Source organism: Streptomyces sp. 8N616, from assembly GCF_052246385.1.
In the GTDB taxonomy this organism is placed as follows: Bacteria; Actinomycetota; Actinomycetes; order Streptomycetales; family Streptomycetaceae; genus Streptomyces.
Window position 1 is genome coordinate 117,843 of sequence record NZ_JBQQBY010000021.1, and the last position, 19,097, is coordinate 136,939.

Consider the following 19,097-nt stretch of genomic DNA (forward strand, 5'->3'; position numbering starts at 1 on the left):
ACCCCAACCCACACCCCCCACAACAGATTCCGCACACCCACCCGCCAAACAGCGACCCAGCCCACTCAAGCCCCTCGGAAGAGGACAACGCATGACCGCCCTCCAACCCGCCCAGCGGCACAACCCGCCCGGAGGGCAACCCGTGCCGCGGATTCCCTTCGGCACCGTGGACGAAGTCTCCCGGCACTGCCTGCAGGACGAGGAACCCGAGACCGTGCACATCGAGGTCCACGTGCCCGGGCGGCTCCAACCCGAGCGGCTGCGCGCCGCGTTCGCACAAGCGCTTCTGCGGCATCCGCGGATCCTGATGCGGGAGGCGCGGAACCGCTGGTACCGGCGGCGGTACGAGTGGGAGCTCGCCGATGCCCCCGACACGGACCCCGTGACCTTCCCCCCGCCCGGCCCCGACACCCTCGCCCAGGCCCGCGCCCGCGCTCTCTTCGTCTGCCCGCCGCTGACGAGTTCGCCGCCCGTCAGGCTCGAAGTGATCACGCCGGGCCGGGAAGACGAGGGCCACGGCGGCAGCGTTCTGCTGCTCACCATCAACCACACCGCCCTGGACGGCCCTGCCTGCCTGCGCGTCCTGGCGACGGCGGCCGAGCTGTACGGAGGCGCCGACAACTCCCCCGCGCCCCCGCCCGTACGGCAGTCCGGACGGCAGTCCGGAGCGGCCTCAGGAGCGGCCTCCGGCGCGGAGGCCGCAGAGGCGCGGGCCACCGCGCGCGGCGGCTCCCCGTGGGCCCGGCCCGCGCGAATCGCCCCCGACGTGAAGGCCGGAGCCACCGGCAACGGCATGCTCATCGCCGATCTCCCCGTGCCGCGCCGCGCACCCCTCACCCCCGGCGCGGGCCCGCCCCCGTACACCGTCAACGACCAACTCCTCGTCGCCACCGCCCTGATGGTGGCCCGCTGGAACCACCTCCACGACCGGGCCACCGGACCCATCCGCATCACGATGCCGGTGGACGACCGGCCCCGCGGTACCGAGATGCCGATCGGCAACGGCACCCGGCTCGTCGAGGTCCCCGTCGGCCCGGGCGACCCGGCCGACGAGGAGCTGCTGACCGCCGAGCGGCCGGACCCGGAGGCCGTCGCCCGCCTGCTGCGCCGTACCGCCGAGCGCACCCGTGCCCTGAAGGCCGCGCCACGGCCTCCGCTCGGCCGGGGAGTGGCGCTGCTCACCGCGCCCGTGCTGCCGGTGGGGGTCCGGGCCGCGATGACGCGCGGGCTGCGGCGAGCGGCCGCTCCGTGGACGTCGACGACGCTGCTGAGCAACATCGGCCGTGTCCCGTACCCGCTGGACTTCGGCGACGCGGGGCGCGCCCGCGCCGTCTGGTTCTCGGCCCCGGCGCGGATGCCGCGCGGCCTGACGGTGACGACTGCGAGCACGTCCGGCCGTATTCACCTCGCCCTGCGCTGGTCGCGGGCCCTGCTGGACGACGACGCGGCGGCTGCCCTGGCCCACGTCTTCGAACGCGCCCTGGCCGCAACAGCGGCGCCGGACGTAGGCCTTGGCCACGGTGCTCCGCCCCACGGCGGCATCCCTGCTGCCGGACCCAGTTCCGTACGGCCGGACCGGCCCCGCCGAAGCAGGTCCGACGACCGGGGCGCCTCTGCCGGACCTGACGCCACGACACAGCAGCCCGGCCCCTCCCCTGGGGCGAACGGGCCCCGCGCCCCGGGTGCTGATACCGAACTCGGTCTCAGGGGACAGCAGCCCGGCCGCTCGTCCGGCACCCAGGCCGACCACCAGGAGAGCCCGTCATGACCGGTTCCCACCGCGCTGCCCCGTCCGTCGCCGGTGCCCAGGCCACCGATCCGGGGAACGCCCGCCGCGTGGGGCCCGGAGCACGCAAAAGCGCAGGCGCTGCGGCCCCGGCGCAAGGCCGTCCCGAGGGCCCGGGCGCCCGGAGCGCCGGCGGCCGGAACAACGACGGGCCGAGCACCGGCGCCCCGAGCACCGGCGGCCGGGCCTCGTCGCCCACGCGCGCCGAATTCGCCCCCGGCTTGCGCGACTTCTACGAAGACCCCGCCGTCCCCGTGGCCTCCGGCGAGGAGCGGAGTCTGCGGCAGGCTCGGCTGCTCGGCCGGGCGCTGGGGCCCGTGCAGCCGGGCGGGGTGCCGGCGACCGTGCTCGATGTCGGCTGCGGCGACGGATCGGCCGCTGCCGCCGCTGCCCGCGTGCTGGCCGGGCACCGGATCGTCGGCGTGGACTGGTCGCAGGACGCGCTGCGCCGGGCCGCGCCCCGCGTCCCGTACGTCGTACGCGGTGAACTCACCGACGGTGGGCTGCCATTCGGCACGGCAACGGCGGACGCGGTCCTCTTCAGCGAGGTGATCGAGCACCTCGTCGACCCGGACGCCGCGCTCGACGAGCTGCGCCGCGTCCTGCGCCCCGGCGGCCATCTGATGCTCTCCACGCCCAACCTCGCCGCCTGGTACAACCGCGGGCTGGTCCTCGCCGGTGTCCAGCCCGTCTTCTCCGAGGTGAGCCTGCGCCGGATCCATGGGCGCCCGGGCAGCCAGGTCGTCGGCCATCTGCGGCTTTACACGGCCCGCGCGCTCAAGGAGTTCGTCGCCGCCTCGGGCTTCGAGGTCGTCAGCGTGACCGGCGCCCCCTTCCACGGCGTACCGCGCCCCCTCCGGCCGCTGGACCGGGCCGCCTGCCAATGGCCGGCGATCGCGTCGATCCTGCTGATCCACGCGAGGCGCGCGGCGGGCGCGGGTGCGGGCACAGGAGGAGGCGCGGGAGGCACGGGTGCAGGGCCGTGATGTGGTGGGGGGTGGGCGCCGCGCTGATGGCCAATGTCCTCTACTCCACCGGATTCGTGCTGGAGAAGCGAGCGCTCACGGGCCTGCCGCCACTTGAGCCCGGACAACCCGCCCGGGTCCTGCGGCTGCTGATCAGCAGCCCGCTGTGGATCGGGGGCTCGCTCGCCCTCGCGCTCGGCTTCGCCGCCCAGCTCGCGGTCTACCGCACGCTGCCCATCGCCGCCGCCCAGGGCATCTTCGTCTCCGGGCTGGTCCTGCTGCTCCTGCTCTCCTCGCTCTTCCTCGGCGAACAGCCGACCGGCCGGGAGCGGCGCGGCGTCGTGGCCATCACGCTCGCGCTGGTCATGGTGGTCGTCTCGCTGCGCGGCAGCGCGGAGGCGATCAGCCGCAGCGCCCCCGTCGGCACGCTGCTCGCGCTGTGCCTGCCGTCGCTCGCGGCGGGCCTGTTGCTGTACCGGTCCGCCGAGCGCCGCACGCGCCGCCGGCACCGGCTGCCGACCACGGGCGTGGAGTACGGGGTCGCGGTCGGCCTGCTGTACGGGGTGAGCTCGCTCGCCATCAAGGGCGTGTCCGGGCTCCTCACCACCGAGAACATCGGCGGCGCGGCACTGGCCCTGATCGCCTCCCCGTACCCGTACCTCCTCGTCTTTACCGGGGCCACGGGCCTCGTGCTGTCACAGACGGCGCTGCAGCGCTGCAGAGCCTCGCTGATCGTGCCGGTGTGCACGACCGTCACCTGCGTGTTCACGGTGGCGAGCGGCAGCTTCGCGTTCGGCGAACCGCTGCCGGACGACCCGCTGCGGCTGGCCCTGCGGCTGGGCGGCACGGCGCTGGCCGTGTCCGTCCTGCTGATGCTGCCGCGCCACGACCGACCGGCCGCCCCAGCCGACACCACCCCAACCGGCACCACCCTCGCCGGTACCACTCCCACCAGCACCACCGCTCCCACCCCCACCACCCCCACGGCCGCCCAAGGAGCTCGCTCATGAAACCCGACGATCCCCTGCTGAAGATCCTCGCCTGCCCACTCGACAAAGGCCCGCTGACCCTGCTGGAGGACGAGGACGCGCTGTACAACCCGCGGCTGCGCCGCCGCTACCCGATCGTCGACGGGATCCCGCAGCTGCTTCCCTCCTCCGGCGAGCCGGTCGCGGACGCGGAGCACGAGCGGCTGCTCGAGGCCGTGGACGACGCCGGCTCCGCCCGGGAGCACGAGCAGACGGGACAGAGCGGGCGCACTGGAGGGAGCGGGCCGTGACCCTCGCGGCCCGGCTGGCGCCGCGGCTGCCTCCCCGCCTCGTCGGCGCGGGCGCCGCGCTGCTCTATCCGCGGTTCGAGCCGGAGCTCCGGCGGCTGGCCGACTTCTGCCCGCGGGGCGGCACGGCCGTGGACGTGGGCGGCTGGTACGGGCCGTGGTCGCGGCGGCTGGCCCGGCGCGCGGACCGGGTCGTCGCCGTCGAGCCCGTACCGCATCTGGCCCGGCAGCTCGCCTCGACCACGCCCGCGAACGTACGGGTCGTACAGGCCGCGGCCGCCGACCGCACGGGCAGGGCGCGGCTGTGGCTGCCGCCGGGCGGGCGCGGTGACCGAGGGGTGTCCTCGCTGGTGCGGCGCGAGATCCACCGCGCGGCGGTCGAGGTGCGGTGCGTCCCGCTCGACGAGCTGCTGGAGGGCCTGCGGCTCACGGACGTCGGCCTGATCAAGGTCGACGTGGACGGCAGCGAACTGGCGGTGCTGCGCGGCGCGGAGCGCATCCTGCGCCGCGACCGTCCGGCGCTGTTCGTGGAGCTGGAGGTGCGCATCCAGCCGCTGGGTCCCGTCCTGTCGCTGCTCGCCGGATACGGCTACCGCGGGTGGGTGCTGCCGGGGCGGGACTGGGTGCCGCTGTCGGCCTTCGACCTCGCGGGCCACCAGTACCGTACGGGCCATGTCGCCGAGCAGGGGCTGCTGCGGCGGAGCGTGGCGCCGCACCGCCGGTACGTCAACTCGGTGCTCTTCCTGCCGGGTCCCCGGCGGCCGGGTGCGTGGCTGCGCGAGGATGGCGCGCATGAGCTCCACGCCGGACCCGCGAAATGAGCGGAATCAGCAGCCTGAGCGGTCGCCGTCCCTGTTCGGCCCGCTGCAGTTCCAGCTGGTACTGCTGCGACGGATGGCCGACCACCAGCCGGGGCTGGTGGAGGAGGCTCTGCGTGAACTCGGCGTCGGGAGAGCCGAGATGCGCGAGGCGAACCGCCGCTGGCAGGCGATGATCCGCTCCCCTCGGTCCCGCGCCCCGCTGCAGCGCTACCGTTCGGTGCTCGGCCCGCCCGAGGAGGTCCTGCTCCGCCGGATCGGCGATCTCGACTGCGAGGCGCTGCGCTGGCCGGTACCGCTGTGGCCGGATCTGCGCTTCGAAGTGCTGGCCGGTCCCGGAGGACAGGTCTGGAACGAGTGGCTGGTACGCGCTCCGGTCGCGGCGGGCCCCGACCTCCGCACGCTCGGCGACCTGCGCCCGTGGTGCTGCACGGTCGACGAGGTGGCGCGCGCCTTCGCCCCGGCCACGCCGATGGAGGGCACGGCACCCACGCGCTGGCGGCTCGCCTTCACCGCGCAGGACGACACGGGTGAACGCGCGCGCCACGTGGCGGAGTTCACCTGGGGCCTGCTCCAGCGCCTGGACCCTGACCCGGGGTGAGCTCCGTGACGCCTGTGCCGCCCGTGACCCCGCCGTCACGTCAGGCCACCCCCCATAGGCGGCGCCGTTTGTCCCGGTTTGCAGACCTGGCCCACGGGGACTCGTGCCGCATGGCCGGCAAGGACGGTAAGAGCGGTAAGAACGCCAAGGACAGCAAGGACGGCAAGGACAAGGATCGACTGGAGCGCTACCGCTCCATGCGGGACGCGGACCGCACCCCCGAGCCCATGGGCGGCAAGCCCTCCCGGGGCGGCGAGCCGCGCTTCGTGATCCAGAAGCACTCCGCGACGTCCCTGCACTACGACTTCCGCCTGGAGGCGGACGACGTACTGGTGTCGTGGGCGGTGCCCAAGGGGCCCTCCACGGACCCGCGGGAGAAGCGCCTGGCCATGCGCACCGAGGACCACCCGCTCGACTACATTCACTTCGAAGGCGTCATCCCGGGCGGGGAGTACGGCGCGGGCAGGGTCATCGTCTGGGACACGGGCACGTACGAGAACCGTACCGAGCACCGCGGCAAGGAGGTCCCGGTCGCCGACGCGGTCGACGGCGGCCATGTCTCCGTATGGCTGGAAGGCGAGAAGCTGCGCGGGGGCTATTCACTGACGCGGACCGGCCGCGACGGCGACAAGGAGCGCTGGATTCTGGTGAAGAAGTCCGACGACGCGGCGGACGCCCGCCGCAACCCGGTGAATTCCGAGCCGGCCTCGGTGCGCAGCGGCCGTACGATCGAGGACCTGTCCGAGGACGACGGCTGAACCGATGGACACGAACTCGGGCTCAGCGCAGGGCAAGACAGTCCTCATCACCGGCGCCACCCAGGGACTGGGGTACCACGTCGCGCGTGAGCTCGCCGCCGACGGCGCGACGCTGCTGCTGCACGGGCGGGACGGCGCGCGGCTGGAGGAGGAGGCCGCCGGGATCCGCGCGGAGGCGCCCGCCGCGACCGTGCGCATGTACGTCGCCGACCTCGCTGACCTCGACCAGGTGCGCGCGATGGCCGCCCGCGTCCGGGATGCCGAGTCCCGCCTCGACGTGCTGGTGAACAACGCGGGCGTCGGCTTCGGAGCCGACCCGGCGAAGCGGGAAGTGAGCCGCCAGGGCTACGAACTGCGGTTCGCGGTCAACCACCTGGCGCCGTACGTCCTCACGCGGGAGCTCCTCCCCTTGCTGACCGCCTCCGCGCCCGCGCGCGTGGTCAACATCGCCTCCGTGGGGCAGGCACCGATCGACTTCGACGACGTCATGCTGGAGCGACGGTACGACGGCGTGGACGCGTACCGCCGCAGCAAACTGGCCATGATCATGGCCACCTTCGACCTGGCCGCCACGGTCGACCCCCGCGAGGTCACGGTCAACGCCCTGCACCCCGCCTCCCTCATGGACACGAACATGGTGCGGCAGGCCGGCTGGCCCGCCCGGTCGGCCATCGAGGACGGCGTACGGCCCGTGATCCGTCTGATCACCGACCCGTCCCTGGAGACCGTAACCGGCCGCTACTTCGACCGCTTCACGGACAGCCGCGCCAACGCCCAGGCGTACGACGCGCCGGCACGCGCGCGGCTGGCGGACCTGACCGAGAAGCTCACGGGCACGGCGTAGCCGTGCCGACCCGCTGGGTCGGCCGACCGAGCGCCACGGTGTTCCCACCGGGCCGGGACGGGTTTCTCGTCGGCGATGTACCCGTCCTGACGTGATCAGGCGGCCGGCTCCAGTCGGACGCAGCATCGACCGGGGGCAGGCGCCAGGCGTGCATCAAGCCCGGCCTCGCCCAGTCCGTGAAGGACACCTCGCAGCAGATGGAGGTTCATGCCGCACACCGTCTGGGTGTGCTCACGAGCGAGCGCATGGAAGGGACAGTTGGCCAAAACGATGGCATCGCCCTCGCGCCGCGGCTCGAACCCGTACCGTTCCAGCAGGTCGAAGGCGCCTGCGCTCTCCTGTCCGCCCAGTTGAGTACCCAGTTCTTCGGCCTTGCGATGCAGCACGTCCCGCACCGGCTCGCCGGTGGCGTCGGATTCCTCCACGGCCTGGGCGAGCAGCCGTCCGGCCAGCTCGTAGCGCCGGTCCGGCAGGCTGACAGCGACCTGTTTCGTCGAGCGCCGGTAGAGCTTGGCCGGCCTGCCCGCGCCCGGCCCTGCGCGCCCGCTGCGTCGCTCGTAGACCACGTCGAGCAGTGATTCATCGGCCAGCCGGTCCAGGTGGAATGCCGCGGTCTGCCGCGCCAGGCCCAGGGCCGCGGCCGCCTCATCTCGGCTGACCGGGCCCGGCTGGCGCACCACGTGGTCGTACAGCCTCCTGCGGGTCGGCTCGTCGAGAGAGGCGATGGCGGAGACGTCGGCGTCGTGTGCTTCCTTCGAGCGGTCCACGAACACCAGTGTAAAACCCACCGCTCTTGACTAAAGAACGAACGAGCGCTTCTATCGTTAATGAAAGTTGTCGATAGAAGGAGAGGCCATGCCCTCCGCAACCACAAGCACCACGTCAGTCGGCCCCCGGCGGGCGATGCTCACCGACCCCGGCTACCAGGCCTTCCTGATCCTGCGCACCGGATTCACGGTGGCGCCGATCCTGTTCGGGCTGGACAAGTTCGCCAACCTGCTCGTGGACTGGCCCACCTACCTCGCGCCGTGGATCAACGACCTCGTTCCGGGCAGTGCTCAGGCGGCCATGTACGCGGTGGGTGTGATCGAGATCGTGGCAGGGGTCGCTGTCGCCCTGGCCCCGCGCTTCGGTGGCTGGCTGGTGGCCGGCTGGCTGGGCGGCATCATCATCAACCTGCTGACCATCCCGGGCCACTACGACATCGCGCTGCGTGACTTCGGCCTGCTCCTCGGCGCAGTCGCGCTGGCAAGGCTTGCCGAGCGTTACCACGGCGAGCAAGAAGGGCTGTGAGGAGTAACGGCGTGCACAGGCGGGGGCTTCACCCGGCTCCAGGAACCGGCGGACCGCGCCGAGCGCGGTCCGCACCCCACAGGTCTGGCGGTTCTCCCGGGCCGATGTGACCCCTGCATGGAGGTCCGGCGGTCTCCCACCGTCAGCCACCTCGTCCGCCGCTGATCGCCGCTGAAGCCTCCACGGAACAGCAAGGCCGGAAGATCTTGACGCCGCCGGCCACGCTCGTACGGCGGCCCGCCCGCGGATGACCTGGCGGCGGGAGGCTCGTTGACGGGGCGTGACCAGTTTCGAGAGTGAACACCCAGCGTCCGCCGATCAGGTGCTGCAGGCTATGGTCGCCCTGGGCGCGGAGCCCGTCGTGGACCCCGAGCTGCGCCCCGCGGGGCCGAGGCCCGAGGATCTGCCGGAACTGCTGGGCGCGCTCCTCGCCACGGTCGAGGTCGAGATCGCGACGCGGATCCATCCGACCGATGACCCGCCGGCGGGCCTCCCGGAGCTGATCGCCGGGTGGAACGCCATGGTGGGCGACGACGGCCTGGGGCTCGCGATCCTCGGCAATCGCCTCCAGCGGACCGCGCTCGACGTCCTGCAGGCGGAGAGCGAGGACGAGCCGGAGCCGTCGGCCATGGAGGCGGCGGGCAATGCCGCCGTTGCGGCCGCGAACCTGATCAGCGCCTACCTCAGCAGCGGCGACGACCGCGAAGTCCGCCAAAGCCTCGACGCTGCCGAGGGTTTCATCGCCGAGGCTCTGACCAACCTGCACGCCGCCCGCAGCGAGCTCACCGAGGACGAGGATTAGCCTCGACCCGCTGGTCCTCCCCCTGGTCCGACGACCAGTAGCCGCAGGTGCAGCCCGCCGTCCCGCAGCGCGTGGGCAGGGTGACCCTGCGCTGGGCGGCCGCGCGCCCCATTGCGTACACGACGGCGACGATGACGGAGAGCCGAGGCGGTACGGAGTCGCTGCGGCCGGACATACCGCACACCCGGTCGCACCCTATGTCCGACTGATCCGACACTGGCCACCACCCGTTCACGACAGGTCCATTGACAGGGCCATGAGCGCGTGACACGGTTTCGCGAACTCAGCTCAGACAACGTTGTCAGCGCGTTTCGCGACAAGGGGTGGACCCATGCGACTCCCGGCGATCCGGATACGTGCAGGTGCGGCGAAGTGGGCAGCCGCTCTGACAGCGGCCCTGCTGGCCGTCGCGCTGCTGACCTTTGACGCGCTCGGGCCGGTGCGGGCCGTCGCCGCCCCGGCCGACCCCGCCGCGCTGGTGAACCCGTTCGTCGGCACGCAGAACTTCGGCAACACCTTCCCCGGTGCGAGCGCGCCCTTCGGCATGGTCCAGGTCAGCCCGGACACCGGCGGCCAGGGCGGCTACGACTACAAGCAGGACAAGATCCACGGGTTCAGCCAGACCCACCTCTCCGGCGTCGGGTGCGGCGTGATGGGCGAGCTGCCCATCATGCCGACCACAGGCGCGGTCGACACCGTGGACCCCGACGAGTACCGCTCGGAGTACTCGCACGACGACGAGAAGGCCGAGCCCGGCTATTACCGGGTGGGCCTGAACACGTACGACATCGACGCCGAGCTCACCGCCACCGAGCGCACCGGCTGGCAGCGCTACACCTTCCCCAACTCCGGTGCCGCGAACGTGCTGTTCAACACCGGCAAGGCCAATCAGAAGGTGTTCGACTCCGAGGTGCACGTCGTCGGCGACCGCACCGTCGAGGGCCGGGTGCGCGCGGGCAACTTCTGCGCCGGCGAGGACCGGCACACCGTCTACTTCACGGCCACCTTCGACCGGCCCTTCAAGGCCCACGGCACCTGGCGCGGTTCCAAGCCCGAGCCCGGCAGCCGGGACGCGGCCGGCGAGGGGAACAACGGCGCCTGGGTGACCTTCGACGCGGTCTCCGACCGGGACGTCGTGGTCAAGACCGGCCTGTCCTACACCGGTATGGAGGGCGCCAGGAAGAACCTCGCGGCGGAGACGGGAGACTCGTACGACTTCGCCGCCACGCGCGCGAAGTTGCAGGCCACATGGGAGAAGCAGCTCGAGTCGATCCGGATCGGCGGGGGCACGCGGGACCGGCAGAGCGCCTTCTACACCGCCCTCTACCACGCGCAGCTGCACCCGAACCTCGCGGGCGACGTGGACGGCCGGTACGTCGGATTCGACGAGAAAGTCCACACGGCGTCCGGCTTCACGCCGTATCAGAACCTGTCGTTGTGGGACACCTACCGGCCGCAGAACCAACTCCTCGAGCTCCTGGAACCGCAGGTCGCACGGGACGTCGCGCTGTCCGTCGTCGCCATCGGCCGGGACGGCGGCTGGCTGCCCCGGTGGGCGCTCGCCAACAGCGAGACCAACATCATGACCGGTGACCCCGTGACCCCGTTCCTCGTCGAGGCGTGGTCGAAGGGCCTGCTGGCGGGGCACGAGGACGAGGCGTACGCGCTGCTGAAGAAGAACGCGACCAGCACCCCGCCCGACGGCTCGCCCTACAACGGCCGCTCGGGCGTGGACCATTACGCGAAGCGCGGCTACATCCCGTCCGGTCTGGAGCTCGGCGAGGACTGCGCCGACAAGGGCGGCGACAACGACTGCGACCACCCGGCCTCCGCCACGCTCGAGTACGCCGCGGCGGACGCGTCACTCGCGCTGATGGCGCGCGGGCTCGGCCACGAGGCGGACGCGAAGATGTTCGCCGCGCGCGGCCAGTGGTACCGGAACCTGTGGGACTCCTCGATCGGCCAGTTCCGGCCGCGCACCGCCCACGGCACCTGGCTGACGCCGTACGACCCGGTCGGGGCAGGGCACCAGTTCCACGAGGGCGGCGCGTACCAGTACCAGTGGCTCGTACCGCAGGACCCGGCCGGCCTTGTCGAGCTGATGGGCGGCAGGCGCGCCACCGAGAAGCGGCTCGACGAGTTCTTCGTCCACGACAAGCTGCTCACCGACCCGGCGGGCACGGCACGCGAGGACTGGATCTCCCAGCCGTACGACTACTACGGCAAGCCGACGTACAACCCGAACAACGAGCCTGATCTGCTGGCCCCGTACGTCTACCACTGGGCCGGTGCACCGGCGAAGACGGCGACGGTCGTGCGGGCGGCGATGACCCTGTTCACCAACGGCCCGGACGGCATGACCGGAAACGACGACCTGGGCACGATGTCGGCCTGGTACGTGTTCTCCTCGCTCGGTCTGTACCCGACGATGAGCGGCGGCGACTTCCTCGCGCTCTCCAGCCCGCAGTTCGAGTCGGCGACCGTACGGATCGGGCAGTACGGCCGCAAGCAGGGCGGCACGCTGACCATCAAGGCGCCGGGCGCGAGCGACGCGAAGCGGTATGTGCAGCGCGTGTCGCTGGGCGGCAAGGACGTGCGGAAGTCGTGGCTGAACTGGGGCGCGATCGCGCACGGTGGCGCTCTGGACCACGAGCTCGGCACGAAACCGTCCTCCTGGGGCACGGGAGAGGGCACCGAACCGCCGTCGGTGAACCGGGCAGGCGCCGACAGCCGCAGGCATCTCGACGCGTCGCTGCGCACCTCGTCGGACGTCGTGCCGGAGAGCGACGACGACCTGACCGCCCACCTGACCCTGGACGTTCTGGGCCAGGCGCCGGACGAGCTGCGCGTGACCGTGACGCCGAAGGCGCCTTCCGGCTGGAAGGTGGCGGCGACGCCCTCGTCGCTGGTGCTGCGGTCCCGGTACCTGCCGGTACAGAAGACGGTGTCGCTTGCCGTGACCGTGCCGGGCGGTGCCGCCGTCGGCTCGTACCCCGTCTCCGTCACGGTCGCGGCGAAGGGCACGGACGCGGTGACACGCACCGCCACCGTCGAGGTCCGTCCCCCGGCGACGTGCGCGACGACGGCGGGCGAGCAATGCGCGGTCGATCTCCGCCGCGATCGGGGCCACGACGGCGCGGCCACCACAGCCCAGCCGGGCCAGGGCAACTTCGACGGCCTGGGCTGGAGTTACGACGGCGACCTGCTGCCGAAGGCGGGCCCGGTCACCTGGGGCGAGGTGACCTACGACGCGCCCGACCCCTCCGGCACGGCGGCGAACTTCGTCGAGGCCCGCGGCCAGACCCTGCTGCTGCCCGACCGCGCCCACTCCTCGCTCCGCCTGGTCGCCGCATCGCACAACGGACCGGTGACGACCCGGCTGACGGTGCGGTACGAGGACGGGAGCAGCGCGGAGGTGCCGCTCACGGTCGGCGACTGGGCCGGGTCGGTACCGGACGGCAGCTCCACCGCCCTCGAGATGCCGCACCGGATCAAGGACGGCCAGGGGGTCGACGGCCCGGCGGTGCGCCTGTTCGGCGACACGGCCGAGCTCGACGCCTCGAAGACACTGCGCTCGGTGACGCTGCCCGACGATCCGCGCGTCGAGGTGTACGCAATCACGCTGACGTGAGCGGCATGCGGCCCGGCCCCGGTAGCGTTCCAGGCATGCAGGCGACGCTCTCTGGTGCCCTGGTGAGTCTGCGGCCGGCGGCCGAGGCCGACATCCCCGCCCTGGCCCGCATCCGTACGACGCCCGAGGTCTACGAGCGGTGGCGCGGCGGGGACGACATGACGTCCGAGGTGGCCGGGGACCTGCGCGACCCGGAGGTCACGACCCTCGCGGTCGAGTACGAGGGCCGCGTGGTCGGCGCGATCCAGTGGGGCGAGGAGACCGAACCCGACTACCGGCACGCCCACATCGACATCTACCTCGACCCCTCCGTCCACGGGCGCGGCCTCGGCACGGACGCGGTCCGCACCCTCGCTCGGTATCTGATCACCGACCGCGGCCACCACCGCATCGTCATCGACCCGGCGACCGACAACCCGGCCGCGATCCGCTCCTACAGCAAGGTGGGCTTCCGCCCGGTCGGCGTCATGCGCCGCTACGAGCGCGGCCCCGACGGCACCTGGCACGACGGCCTGCTGATGGATCTGCTGGCCGAAGAGCTGATCGAGGAATAGCGCCAGGGCAGCGGAACCGCAGGTGAGATCACGGGGTTTCTCCGGGTTATGTGGAGTCGTCGCGCCTCTGGCCGGAGGGGCTGGAGTTCTCGAAGCGGCGCAGGAGTTCCTTCAGGGCGGACATCTCGGCGGTCAGTGCTGTGCGGCCGCGGTCGGTGATCTCCACCCAGGTGCGGGGGCGTTTGCCGTGGTAGCCCTTCGTGATGCGCACCAGATCCTGCTGGGCCAGAACTTCGAGATGACGTCCGAGATTGCCGTCGGTGAGCTGCAGCAGCCTCTTCAGGTATCGGAAGTCGGCTTGCTGGGTTTCGTGCAGGACGGCGAGCAGGCCGAGCCGTGTTCGTTGGTGGACCGCATCGTCCAGTCCCGTGGTGGGGTGATGGTCGGTTTCTTCGTCCGGACGACTCATCAGGCGTCGCGCTCGTGGTGGAGTGCCACCAGGCCGGCTGTCAGCACCACCAGGCCCAGCAGGACGTAGAAGAGAGGCTCCACCCAGTAGATGAAGCCATCGTGGGATGGCCGACCGACGATCTGCTCCACGGTGTCGTTGAGTCGGCCGATGAGCATATGGGAGTTCACCATCCAGCCTGTGATCCCGAGCGCGGCCGCGCAGACGGCGAGGTAGCCGTTGCGCTGGAGCAGGGTCAGCGCGAGAAGCGCCAGGCCAATCGTGGTCAGCGGCCCGGCGTACACCCAGATCAGCCCCAGGCCGGGTAGTGCGGTCAATGCAGTCCCGAATGCGGCCGCGCTGTAGGTGCCGCGGCCCGGGCCGATCCCGGTCCTGGTGCGCCTGTAGCGGTACCAGAGAGCGATGGCGGCGAACCCCACAGGGAGCGCCAGCACCCAGTACAGCTGGTCACTCCTCCACAGCGGGCCGAATGGCACGTAGTAGAAGGGTGCGCTGAGCAGGATGATCGCCCCGAAAGTGATGAGGGGAACCGAGGACGCGCGGCGATCTCCGCGCGCTCGTCTCCGTAGCTTCTCCGTCTCAGCGAGCACCTCGCTGGTGTCGGCGGCTTCCATCGCGGGCTCCATCTCGAGGTTCTAGGACGAAGATTACTCTGCACTGCAGAGCAACTACTCTGCAGTGCAGAGTAGTTGCTCGTCAAGAGTTGAAGCCGCCCGTGGAACACCGAGGACAGCGGCGGCCCAGTTACGGAGTCCAGATGGCGAGCAGGCCAGCGCTCAACGCACCTGCGACCGCGCCCTCCAGGACAGCGCGCAGACTCTGACCCAGCGCACGCAGTCTGCGAGGGTCGGCACCAGGCTCATCGGCCGCCTGCAGGATCTGGCGGGTGAGCTCTTCAGCCGTCCGCTGCCGCTCTTCGCGCAGTCCGAGGACTGGGATGGCCTGACTGACCGCTTGGGCGAACTCCGCTAGCCGAGCAACGTCGACCGACTCCGCGGCCTGCCCCACGACGACGGAATTACCATCCCCGATCACGATCTGCCCGGAGTTGTCACCCTCCATCCGCAAGCGGTAACTTCCCGCGTCCTGTTCGGTCATGGGCATCCTCCCCACCAGTAGGGCGCACGCTGTTCGTGCATATCAGGAAATCTGCGCTGTGTGCACTGAGATGGCGACTTCAGCCGCCATGTGACCACGGTATGGCTATCCTGCTGGCGCGATGAGCTTAACGCTCTGACGATCGCGCAACTACGGGGAGTGGCCATGCCAGACACGGGAGGCCCTAGCCAGCAGGCCCCCGGGGTTCACGTTGCGGGCGGGAACTCGGGCCAGCTGATAGTGGGCAACAACAACGTCATCTTCAACGGGAACGACATTGCGGTGGAGAAGCGGACCGGGGCGGCGCCCGAAGTCCGCCCCCGCAGCCGGCCGACCGGTCACCCACTGCCGCGCAGTGGCCCGGAGTTGACAGGACGCGACGACGAGCTGGCGCAGCTCGGGGAGTGGGTCGACGAGGGAATACCGGTCCAGCTCGTGGGTCCGCCGGGGATCGGCAAGACCGCGCTGCTCCATCAGTACGCCGCCCGCTGCGCCGCAGCCGGGAGCGATGTGGTGTTCCTCGACGCGGCAGGACTCGACGCCGAGGATGTCTTGCAGGAGCTCTTCCAGGCGTGTTACGACGTCGAGAACTACCGCCCGGATCCGACACGTCTGCGGCGGCTGATGCGCTCCATCCGGGCCCTGGTTGTCATCGACGACTTCACCGGCAGCGCAGCCGAGCTCCGCACACTGCTGGACACCGTGCCCTCCAGCGTCCTGGTCATCGCCTCCACCACGAGGTCGCTGCGAAGCAAGGGGAGAGCAATCGAGCTCACCGGGCTGCAGCCCGGTCCGGCACTTGCCCTCCTGGAGCACGAGCTCGGCCGACCGCTGACCGGGGACGAACGCTGCGCAGCCGAAGAGTTCCGGCAAGCGGTGGATGGTCATCCACTCGCGCTGATCCAAGCAGCAGCCGCGATCGGCACCGCCGCGGCGGAGGACGCCCCCGGCGACCAGCGAGAGCTCGCCCAGGCCCTGGCGACCGGGCTCAACCCGGAAGACCACGCCGTCCTCGGACTCCTGCTGTGCTTGGAGGGCATCGCCGTCCCGCGGACGATGGTCGAGATCCTCTCGGGAACGGCACAGATCAGCGGCATCGTCGACCGGCTGTGCCGGGCACGACTCGTCGTCGAAGACCCCGAGGGGCTCCGCGCGCTCGCCCCGGCCGCGAGGCTCGTGGCCGAATCCCCGGCCCCATCCCGGGCGCGCCTCGACGTGGAGCAGGCCGCAGCGGCGCTGGCCGACTGGGCAGCCACCGCTGAGGCGCGGACGGTCGGTGCCGCGAACGCTGTCGTGGTACGTGTCCTGGACACCGCCGTGGCAAGCGGGGCGCACGCCACTGCAGTCAGGCTGGCCCGCACCGTCGCACCTGCCCTGTGCCGGACTTTGAGGTGGGGGGCGTGGCGGCGGGTGCTGGCTCTGGGGAAAGCGGCTGCGCACGCGGTGGGTTCAACCGATGCCGTGGACTATTTCGACCGGGAGGAGAACGCCCGGCGCAGGGCTCTGGGCATAGGAAGCCTGGTCGGAGTCGCCGCGGGCGGCGGCTTCATCTTCGGCCGGCACCTCGCCGCCACGAAGGCCGTCGGTTCAGGGGCCAAGGGGTGTCTGCTGTCTCCGGGCGCCATTGGAGCCGGCATCGCCGTGGTGATCGCGACACTCATGGGGTTCATCGGCTACACCAGCGTCTCGGATCCCGGCCCGGATCCTTCTCCCGCACAACCCCGTGCAATCGAGTTCCCCACTTTCCCGCACCGGCCGGGCGAGCCGACTCGGGCAGTCACCTCCCGTCCGCCCTCCTCCCCGAAGCCGACAGGCAGTCAGAGGCCTGGCCTCACGCCCACCGCGTCCTCTCCCCCCTCTTCCAGATTCGGCCCTTCGGCTCCACCCTCCGAAGAGAAGCCCTCGGCCCCCTCCTCGCGGCCCGAGGAAGGCCCAGGTCACGTGCCACCGTCCCAGACGTCACTGCCCAGCGTCGAAGGCTTCTGGGGCAAGGAGCAGTTCCAGATCGAGTTTCCTATGAACTCGGACGGCCGGACGTGGAGCAACATCGTCCTCACGTACGTCCAGGACGGTACATGGGAATGGCGGTACGACTGCTGGACCGATACCCCGGTCTCGAACACGGCGCCCGGACCTGTCGACATGGAGTGCGACGTCCATGGCGGAGAGCCGTTCAGCAAGGGACGTGTCACCCACACATCCGACGACAGCGTCGAACTGGTCGTTGACGGTGACCCCGACGTTTCGGGGATCTATCACCGCACCAACGGGTTCGCATCATAGGGAAGAGACGATCCGCTGCGACGTCGGCCTTCGCCGGCCGGCGTCCGCTTCGTCATCGACCGCGCCGGAGGGCACGGGCCTCCAAGGGTGGAGTCCCCAGCCGCCCGCACCGGGCGGCACCGAGGCACAACCGGCAAGATCAAAACCGCGCCGAGAACTCCATCAACGGCCTTTTCGAAGAGATCGATCCAGGCAGCAGCCCCGACGCGCAGGGGCGCTGAAGATGCGGGCAACGGAGTGCCATTCCAAGGGACGAAGGCCCCAAGCAATCGCCCATGCCGGGCGTATCGACAAGACCGCCACCTCCTACGAGGCGGCGGTCTGTCTGGCCTCGTACCCGCTCAGGGCAAGATGCTCCGAGGACGAACCCTAGTCGTCATCACCGTCGTCATCGCCGTCCCACGGACCAGTGATGGCGACGAGGATGCCGGGGTCCTGGATGTTGGCGAACAGCGTCTTGCCGTCGGGAGAGAAGGTGACGCCGGCGAACTCGCTGTACTCGGGCGCCTCCGCGGTGCCGACGTTGAGCTCGTTGCGGGCGATCGGGTAGGTGGTGCCGTCGAGCGTGGCGCCGAAGAGGTGCGACACGCCGTCGCCGTCCTCGGCGATCACCAGGCCGCCGAACGGCGAGACGGTGATGTTGTCCGGGCCGTCGTAGGCACCGTCCTTGGACGTGTCCGGGTTGACGGCCAGCAGCACCTTGAGCGTGATGGTGGCGCTGCGCGGGTCGTAGAACCACACCTGGCCGTCGTGCGCGGTGCCCGGGCTCTCGGAACGGGCGTAGCTGGACACGAAGTACACGCCGCCGTCACCCCACCACATGCCCTCCAGCTTGCGGGAGCGGGTGATCTCACCGGCCAGGAACTGTTTGCGGACAGAGGTGGTGCGGGCGTCGCGGTCCGGCACCTTCACCCACTGCACGCTGTACACGGTGCCGATCTGCGTCGCGCGGGAGAGGTCGTCGACGTACTGGCCCGCAGCGTCGAAGCACTTGAACGCCTCCAGCACGCCCGCGTTGTCGGCCAGGGCCCGCAACTTGCCGGGCCCGTGCGCGAAGCCGACTGGCGGGGTCCAGCGGTAGAGCAGGCCGTTGGGCTTGGAGGCGTCCTCGGTCAGGTACAGGTGGCCGCGACTCTTGTCGACCACCACCGCCTCGTGCGCGTAGCGGCCCAGGGCCTTGATGGGCTTGGGGTCGAGGTTCGCCGCGCCGCCCCGCGCGGGGTCCACCTCGAAGACGTACCCGTGGTCCTTGGTCATGCCGTCGACGCCGGCCAGGGCCTCGGTCTCCTCGCAGGTCAGCCAGGTGCCCCATGGGGTGACTCCACCGGCGCAGTTGGTGGAGGTACCGGCGATGCCGACCCACTCGCGCACCGAATCCTCGGACACCTCGACGACGGTGCAGCCACCGGCCGCCGCCGCGTCGTACACCAGGCCGTCCAGGTGCGGCACCGGGTAGTCGGCCTCGCTCAGCGGGTCGTCGATCTCGTGGTTGTTCACCAGCAGGGTGACGTCGTCATCGTCATCACCGCCGCCCGCGAAGGCGCCGGTGCCGTCGTGACGGTTCGGGGTGGTCTGGCCGGACTCCAGGGTGGTGAGACCGGTACGGGTGAGGATCCGGTAGGAGAAGCCCTCCGGCAGGGAGAGCACACCCTTCGGGTCCGTGACCAGCGGGCCGTAGCCGACGGCACTGCCCGCCTCGGCCGTGTCGGCGATGGCGCCGGGCGCCGCGAACAGCGCCTCCATACTTCCGACCAGCATGACTCCGGCGCCCGCCATCGCGGACCGGTTGAGAAATTCCCTGCGGCTGAGCGGCATTTCATCTCCCGTACGAATGGACATCGGCCGACGCGTACGGCGTCGGCGCGGCGCCCATCCTGACCACGGCAGGAGAATGCGAGAGAAAGCCGAGGAGAAGCGGAGAGTTCACTTTTACCTCAGCGTTCTCATCTTTCTCATCCTTGTCTCCCTCGGCGCCGGAT

17 protein-coding genes and 1 pseudogene are annotated in these 19,097 nt (G+C 71.1%); 13 read left to right on the top strand and 5 right to left on the bottom strand.

Annotated features, from left to right (window positions below; all coding sequences use genetic code 11):
• Nucleotides 1-91: 91 nt before the first annotated feature.
• The 8 genes and pseudogenes from ACTWQC_RS20740 to ACTWQC_RS20775 form a co-directional block, all read left to right on the top strand.
• A pseudogene (locus ACTWQC_RS20740) lies at nt 92-1,492 on the top strand (condensation protein); the annotation flags it as partial.
• Between the two features lie 515 nt (nt 1,493-2,007).
• Nucleotides 2,008-2,772 carry a class I SAM-dependent methyltransferase gene (locus ACTWQC_RS20745; protein WP_443317271.1) on the top strand — a complete coding sequence of 255 codons (765 nt, stop codon included), beginning with the start codon at nt 2,008-2,010 and terminating at the stop codon, nt 2,770-2,772.
• An 11-nt stretch (nt 2,773-2,783) separates the two neighbouring features.
• Nucleotides 2,784-3,761: a hypothetical protein gene (locus tag ACTWQC_RS20750; RefSeq protein ID WP_443317243.1), complete on the top strand. Its 978-nt coding sequence runs from the start codon at nt 2,784-2,786 to the stop codon at nt 3,759-3,761.
• Nucleotides 3,758-4,030, top strand: a complete 273-nt coding sequence (locus ACTWQC_RS20755; RefSeq protein WP_443317244.1) for a Trm112 family protein — start codon at nt 3,758-3,760, stop codon at nt 4,028-4,030. The genes ACTWQC_RS20750 and ACTWQC_RS20755 overlap by 4 nt, the downstream gene beginning before the upstream one ends.
• Nucleotides 4,027-4,848, top strand: coding sequence for an FkbM family methyltransferase (locus tag ACTWQC_RS20760; protein WP_443317245.1), 822 nt, complete (start codon nt 4,027-4,029; stop codon nt 4,846-4,848). The genes ACTWQC_RS20755 and ACTWQC_RS20760 overlap by 4 nt, the downstream gene beginning before the upstream one ends.
• Nucleotides 4,820-5,446 (top strand): hypothetical protein, encoded by a 627-nt coding sequence (locus tag ACTWQC_RS20765; protein ID WP_443317246.1) that lies wholly within the window; start codon nt 4,820-4,822, stop codon nt 5,444-5,446. Before ACTWQC_RS20760 ends, ACTWQC_RS20765 begins: the two co-directional genes overlap by 29 nt.
• Before the next feature lie 110 nt (nt 5,447-5,556).
• Nucleotides 5,557-6,204, top strand: coding sequence for a DNA polymerase ligase N-terminal domain-containing protein (locus tag ACTWQC_RS20770; protein WP_443317247.1), 648 nt, complete (start codon nt 5,557-5,559; stop codon nt 6,202-6,204).
• Between the two features lie 4 nt (nt 6,205-6,208).
• Nucleotides 6,209-7,048, top strand: coding sequence for an SDR family NAD(P)-dependent oxidoreductase (locus tag ACTWQC_RS20775; protein WP_443317248.1), 840 nt, complete (start codon nt 6,209-6,211; stop codon nt 7,046-7,048).
• A 95-nt stretch (nt 7,049-7,143) separates the two neighbouring features.
• Here ACTWQC_RS20775 and ACTWQC_RS20780 read toward each other — a convergent pair whose 3' ends face one another.
• Nucleotides 7,144-7,821: a helix-turn-helix transcriptional regulator gene (locus ACTWQC_RS20780; protein ID WP_443317272.1), complete on the bottom strand. Its 678-nt coding sequence runs from the start codon at nt 7,819-7,821 to the stop codon at nt 7,144-7,146.
• Between the two features lie 82 nt (nt 7,822-7,903).
• Between ACTWQC_RS20780 and ACTWQC_RS20785 the strand changes: the two genes are divergently transcribed.
• The 4 genes from ACTWQC_RS20785 to ACTWQC_RS20800 all read left to right on the top strand — a co-directional run bounded on the left by ACTWQC_RS20785 (nt 7,904) and on the right by ACTWQC_RS20800 (nt 13,328).
• Nucleotides 7,904-8,341, top strand: coding sequence for a hypothetical protein (locus tag ACTWQC_RS20785; RefSeq protein ID WP_443317249.1), 438 nt, complete (start codon nt 7,904-7,906; stop codon nt 8,339-8,341).
• Nucleotides 8,342-8,663: 322 nt separating this feature from the next.
• Nucleotides 8,664-9,143 (top strand): hypothetical protein, encoded by a 480-nt coding sequence (locus ACTWQC_RS20790; protein ID WP_443317250.1) that lies wholly within the window; start codon nt 8,664-8,666, stop codon nt 9,141-9,143.
• A 331-nt stretch (nt 9,144-9,474) separates the two neighbouring features.
• Entirely contained in the window at nt 9,475-12,774 is a 3,300-nt protein-coding gene (locus ACTWQC_RS20795; protein ID WP_443317251.1) for a GH92 family glycosyl hydrolase, read from the top strand.
• Nucleotides 12,775-12,809: 35 nt separating this feature from the next.
• Nucleotides 12,810-13,328 (top strand): GNAT family N-acetyltransferase, encoded by a 519-nt coding sequence (locus tag ACTWQC_RS20800; protein ID WP_443317252.1) that lies wholly within the window; start codon nt 12,810-12,812, stop codon nt 13,326-13,328.
• Between the two features lie 46 nt (nt 13,329-13,374).
• Here ACTWQC_RS20800 and ACTWQC_RS20805 read toward each other — a convergent pair whose 3' ends face one another.
• The 3 genes from ACTWQC_RS20805 to ACTWQC_RS20815 form a co-directional block, all read right to left on the bottom strand.
• Nucleotides 13,375-13,737: a transcriptional regulator gene (locus ACTWQC_RS20805; RefSeq protein ID WP_443317253.1), complete on the bottom strand. Its 363-nt coding sequence runs from the start codon at nt 13,735-13,737 to the stop codon at nt 13,375-13,377.
• On the bottom strand, nt 13,737-14,351 hold the full coding sequence (locus tag ACTWQC_RS20810) for a hypothetical protein (protein ID WP_443317254.1): 615 nt from the start codon (nt 14,349-14,351) through the stop codon (nt 13,737-13,739). Before ACTWQC_RS20810 ends, ACTWQC_RS20805 begins: the two co-directional genes overlap by 1 nt.
• A gap of 130 nt (nt 14,352-14,481) precedes the next feature.
• Nucleotides 14,482-14,835, bottom strand: coding sequence for a hypothetical protein (locus tag ACTWQC_RS20815; protein WP_443317255.1), 354 nt, complete (start codon nt 14,833-14,835; stop codon nt 14,482-14,484).
• Between the two features lie 165 nt (nt 14,836-15,000).
• On the opposite strand from ACTWQC_RS20815, the gene ACTWQC_RS20820 reads away from it, so the two are divergent.
• Nucleotides 15,001-17,118, top strand: coding sequence for a hypothetical protein (locus tag ACTWQC_RS20820; RefSeq protein WP_443317256.1), 2,118 nt, complete (start codon nt 15,001-15,003; stop codon nt 17,116-17,118).
• Between the two features lie 369 nt (nt 17,119-17,487).
• Here the strand turns inward: ACTWQC_RS20820 and ACTWQC_RS20825 are convergent, their stop codons facing one another.
• Entirely contained in the window at nt 17,488-18,933 is a 1,446-nt protein-coding gene (locus ACTWQC_RS20825) for an alkaline phosphatase PhoX (protein ID WP_443317273.1), read from the bottom strand.
• Nucleotides 18,934-19,097: the final 164 nt, after the last annotated feature.

What these genes read in the sequence shown, in the direction of transcription:
- ACTWQC_RS20755 (WP_443317244.1), top strand. Translation starts at nt 3,758, where the DNA reads ATGAAACCCGACGATCCCCTGCTGAAGATCCTCGCCTGCCCACTCGAC.
- ACTWQC_RS20765 (WP_443317246.1), top strand. Translation starts at nt 4,820, where the DNA reads ATGAGCTCCACGCCGGACCCGCGAAATGAGCGGAATCAGCAGCCTGAG.
- ACTWQC_RS20770 (WP_443317247.1), top strand. Translation starts at nt 5,557, where the DNA reads ATGGCCGGCAAGGACGGTAAGAGCGGTAAGAACGCCAAGGACAGCAAG.
- ACTWQC_RS20775 (WP_443317248.1), top strand. Translation starts at nt 6,209, where the DNA reads ATGGACACGAACTCGGGCTCAGCGCAGGGCAAGACAGTCCTCATCACC.
- ACTWQC_RS20785 (WP_443317249.1), top strand. Translation starts at nt 7,904, where the DNA reads ATGCCCTCCGCAACCACAAGCACCACGTCAGTCGGCCCCCGGCGGGCG.
- ACTWQC_RS20795 (WP_443317251.1), top strand. Translation starts at nt 9,475, where the DNA reads ATGCGACTCCCGGCGATCCGGATACGTGCAGGTGCGGCGAAGTGGGCA.
- ACTWQC_RS20800 (WP_443317252.1), top strand. Translation starts at nt 12,810, where the DNA reads ATGCAGGCGACGCTCTCTGGTGCCCTGGTGAGTCTGCGGCCGGCGGCC.
- ACTWQC_RS20805 (WP_443317253.1), bottom strand. Translation starts at nt 13,737, where the DNA reads ATGAGTCGTCCGGACGAAGAAACCGACCATCACCCCACCACGGGACTG.
- ACTWQC_RS20810 (WP_443317254.1), bottom strand. Translation starts at nt 14,351, where the DNA reads ATGGAAGCCGCCGACACCAGCGAGGTGCTCGCTGAGACGGAGAAGCTA.
- ACTWQC_RS20815 (WP_443317255.1), bottom strand. Translation starts at nt 14,835, where the DNA reads ATGACCGAACAGGACGCGGGAAGTTACCGCTTGCGGATGGAGGGTGAC.
- ACTWQC_RS20820 (WP_443317256.1), top strand. Translation starts at nt 15,001, where the DNA reads ATGCCAGACACGGGAGGCCCTAGCCAGCAGGCCCCCGGGGTTCACGTT.
- ACTWQC_RS20825 (WP_443317273.1), bottom strand. Translation starts at nt 18,933, where the DNA reads ATGCCGCTCAGCCGCAGGGAATTTCTCAACCGGTCCGCGATGGCGGGC.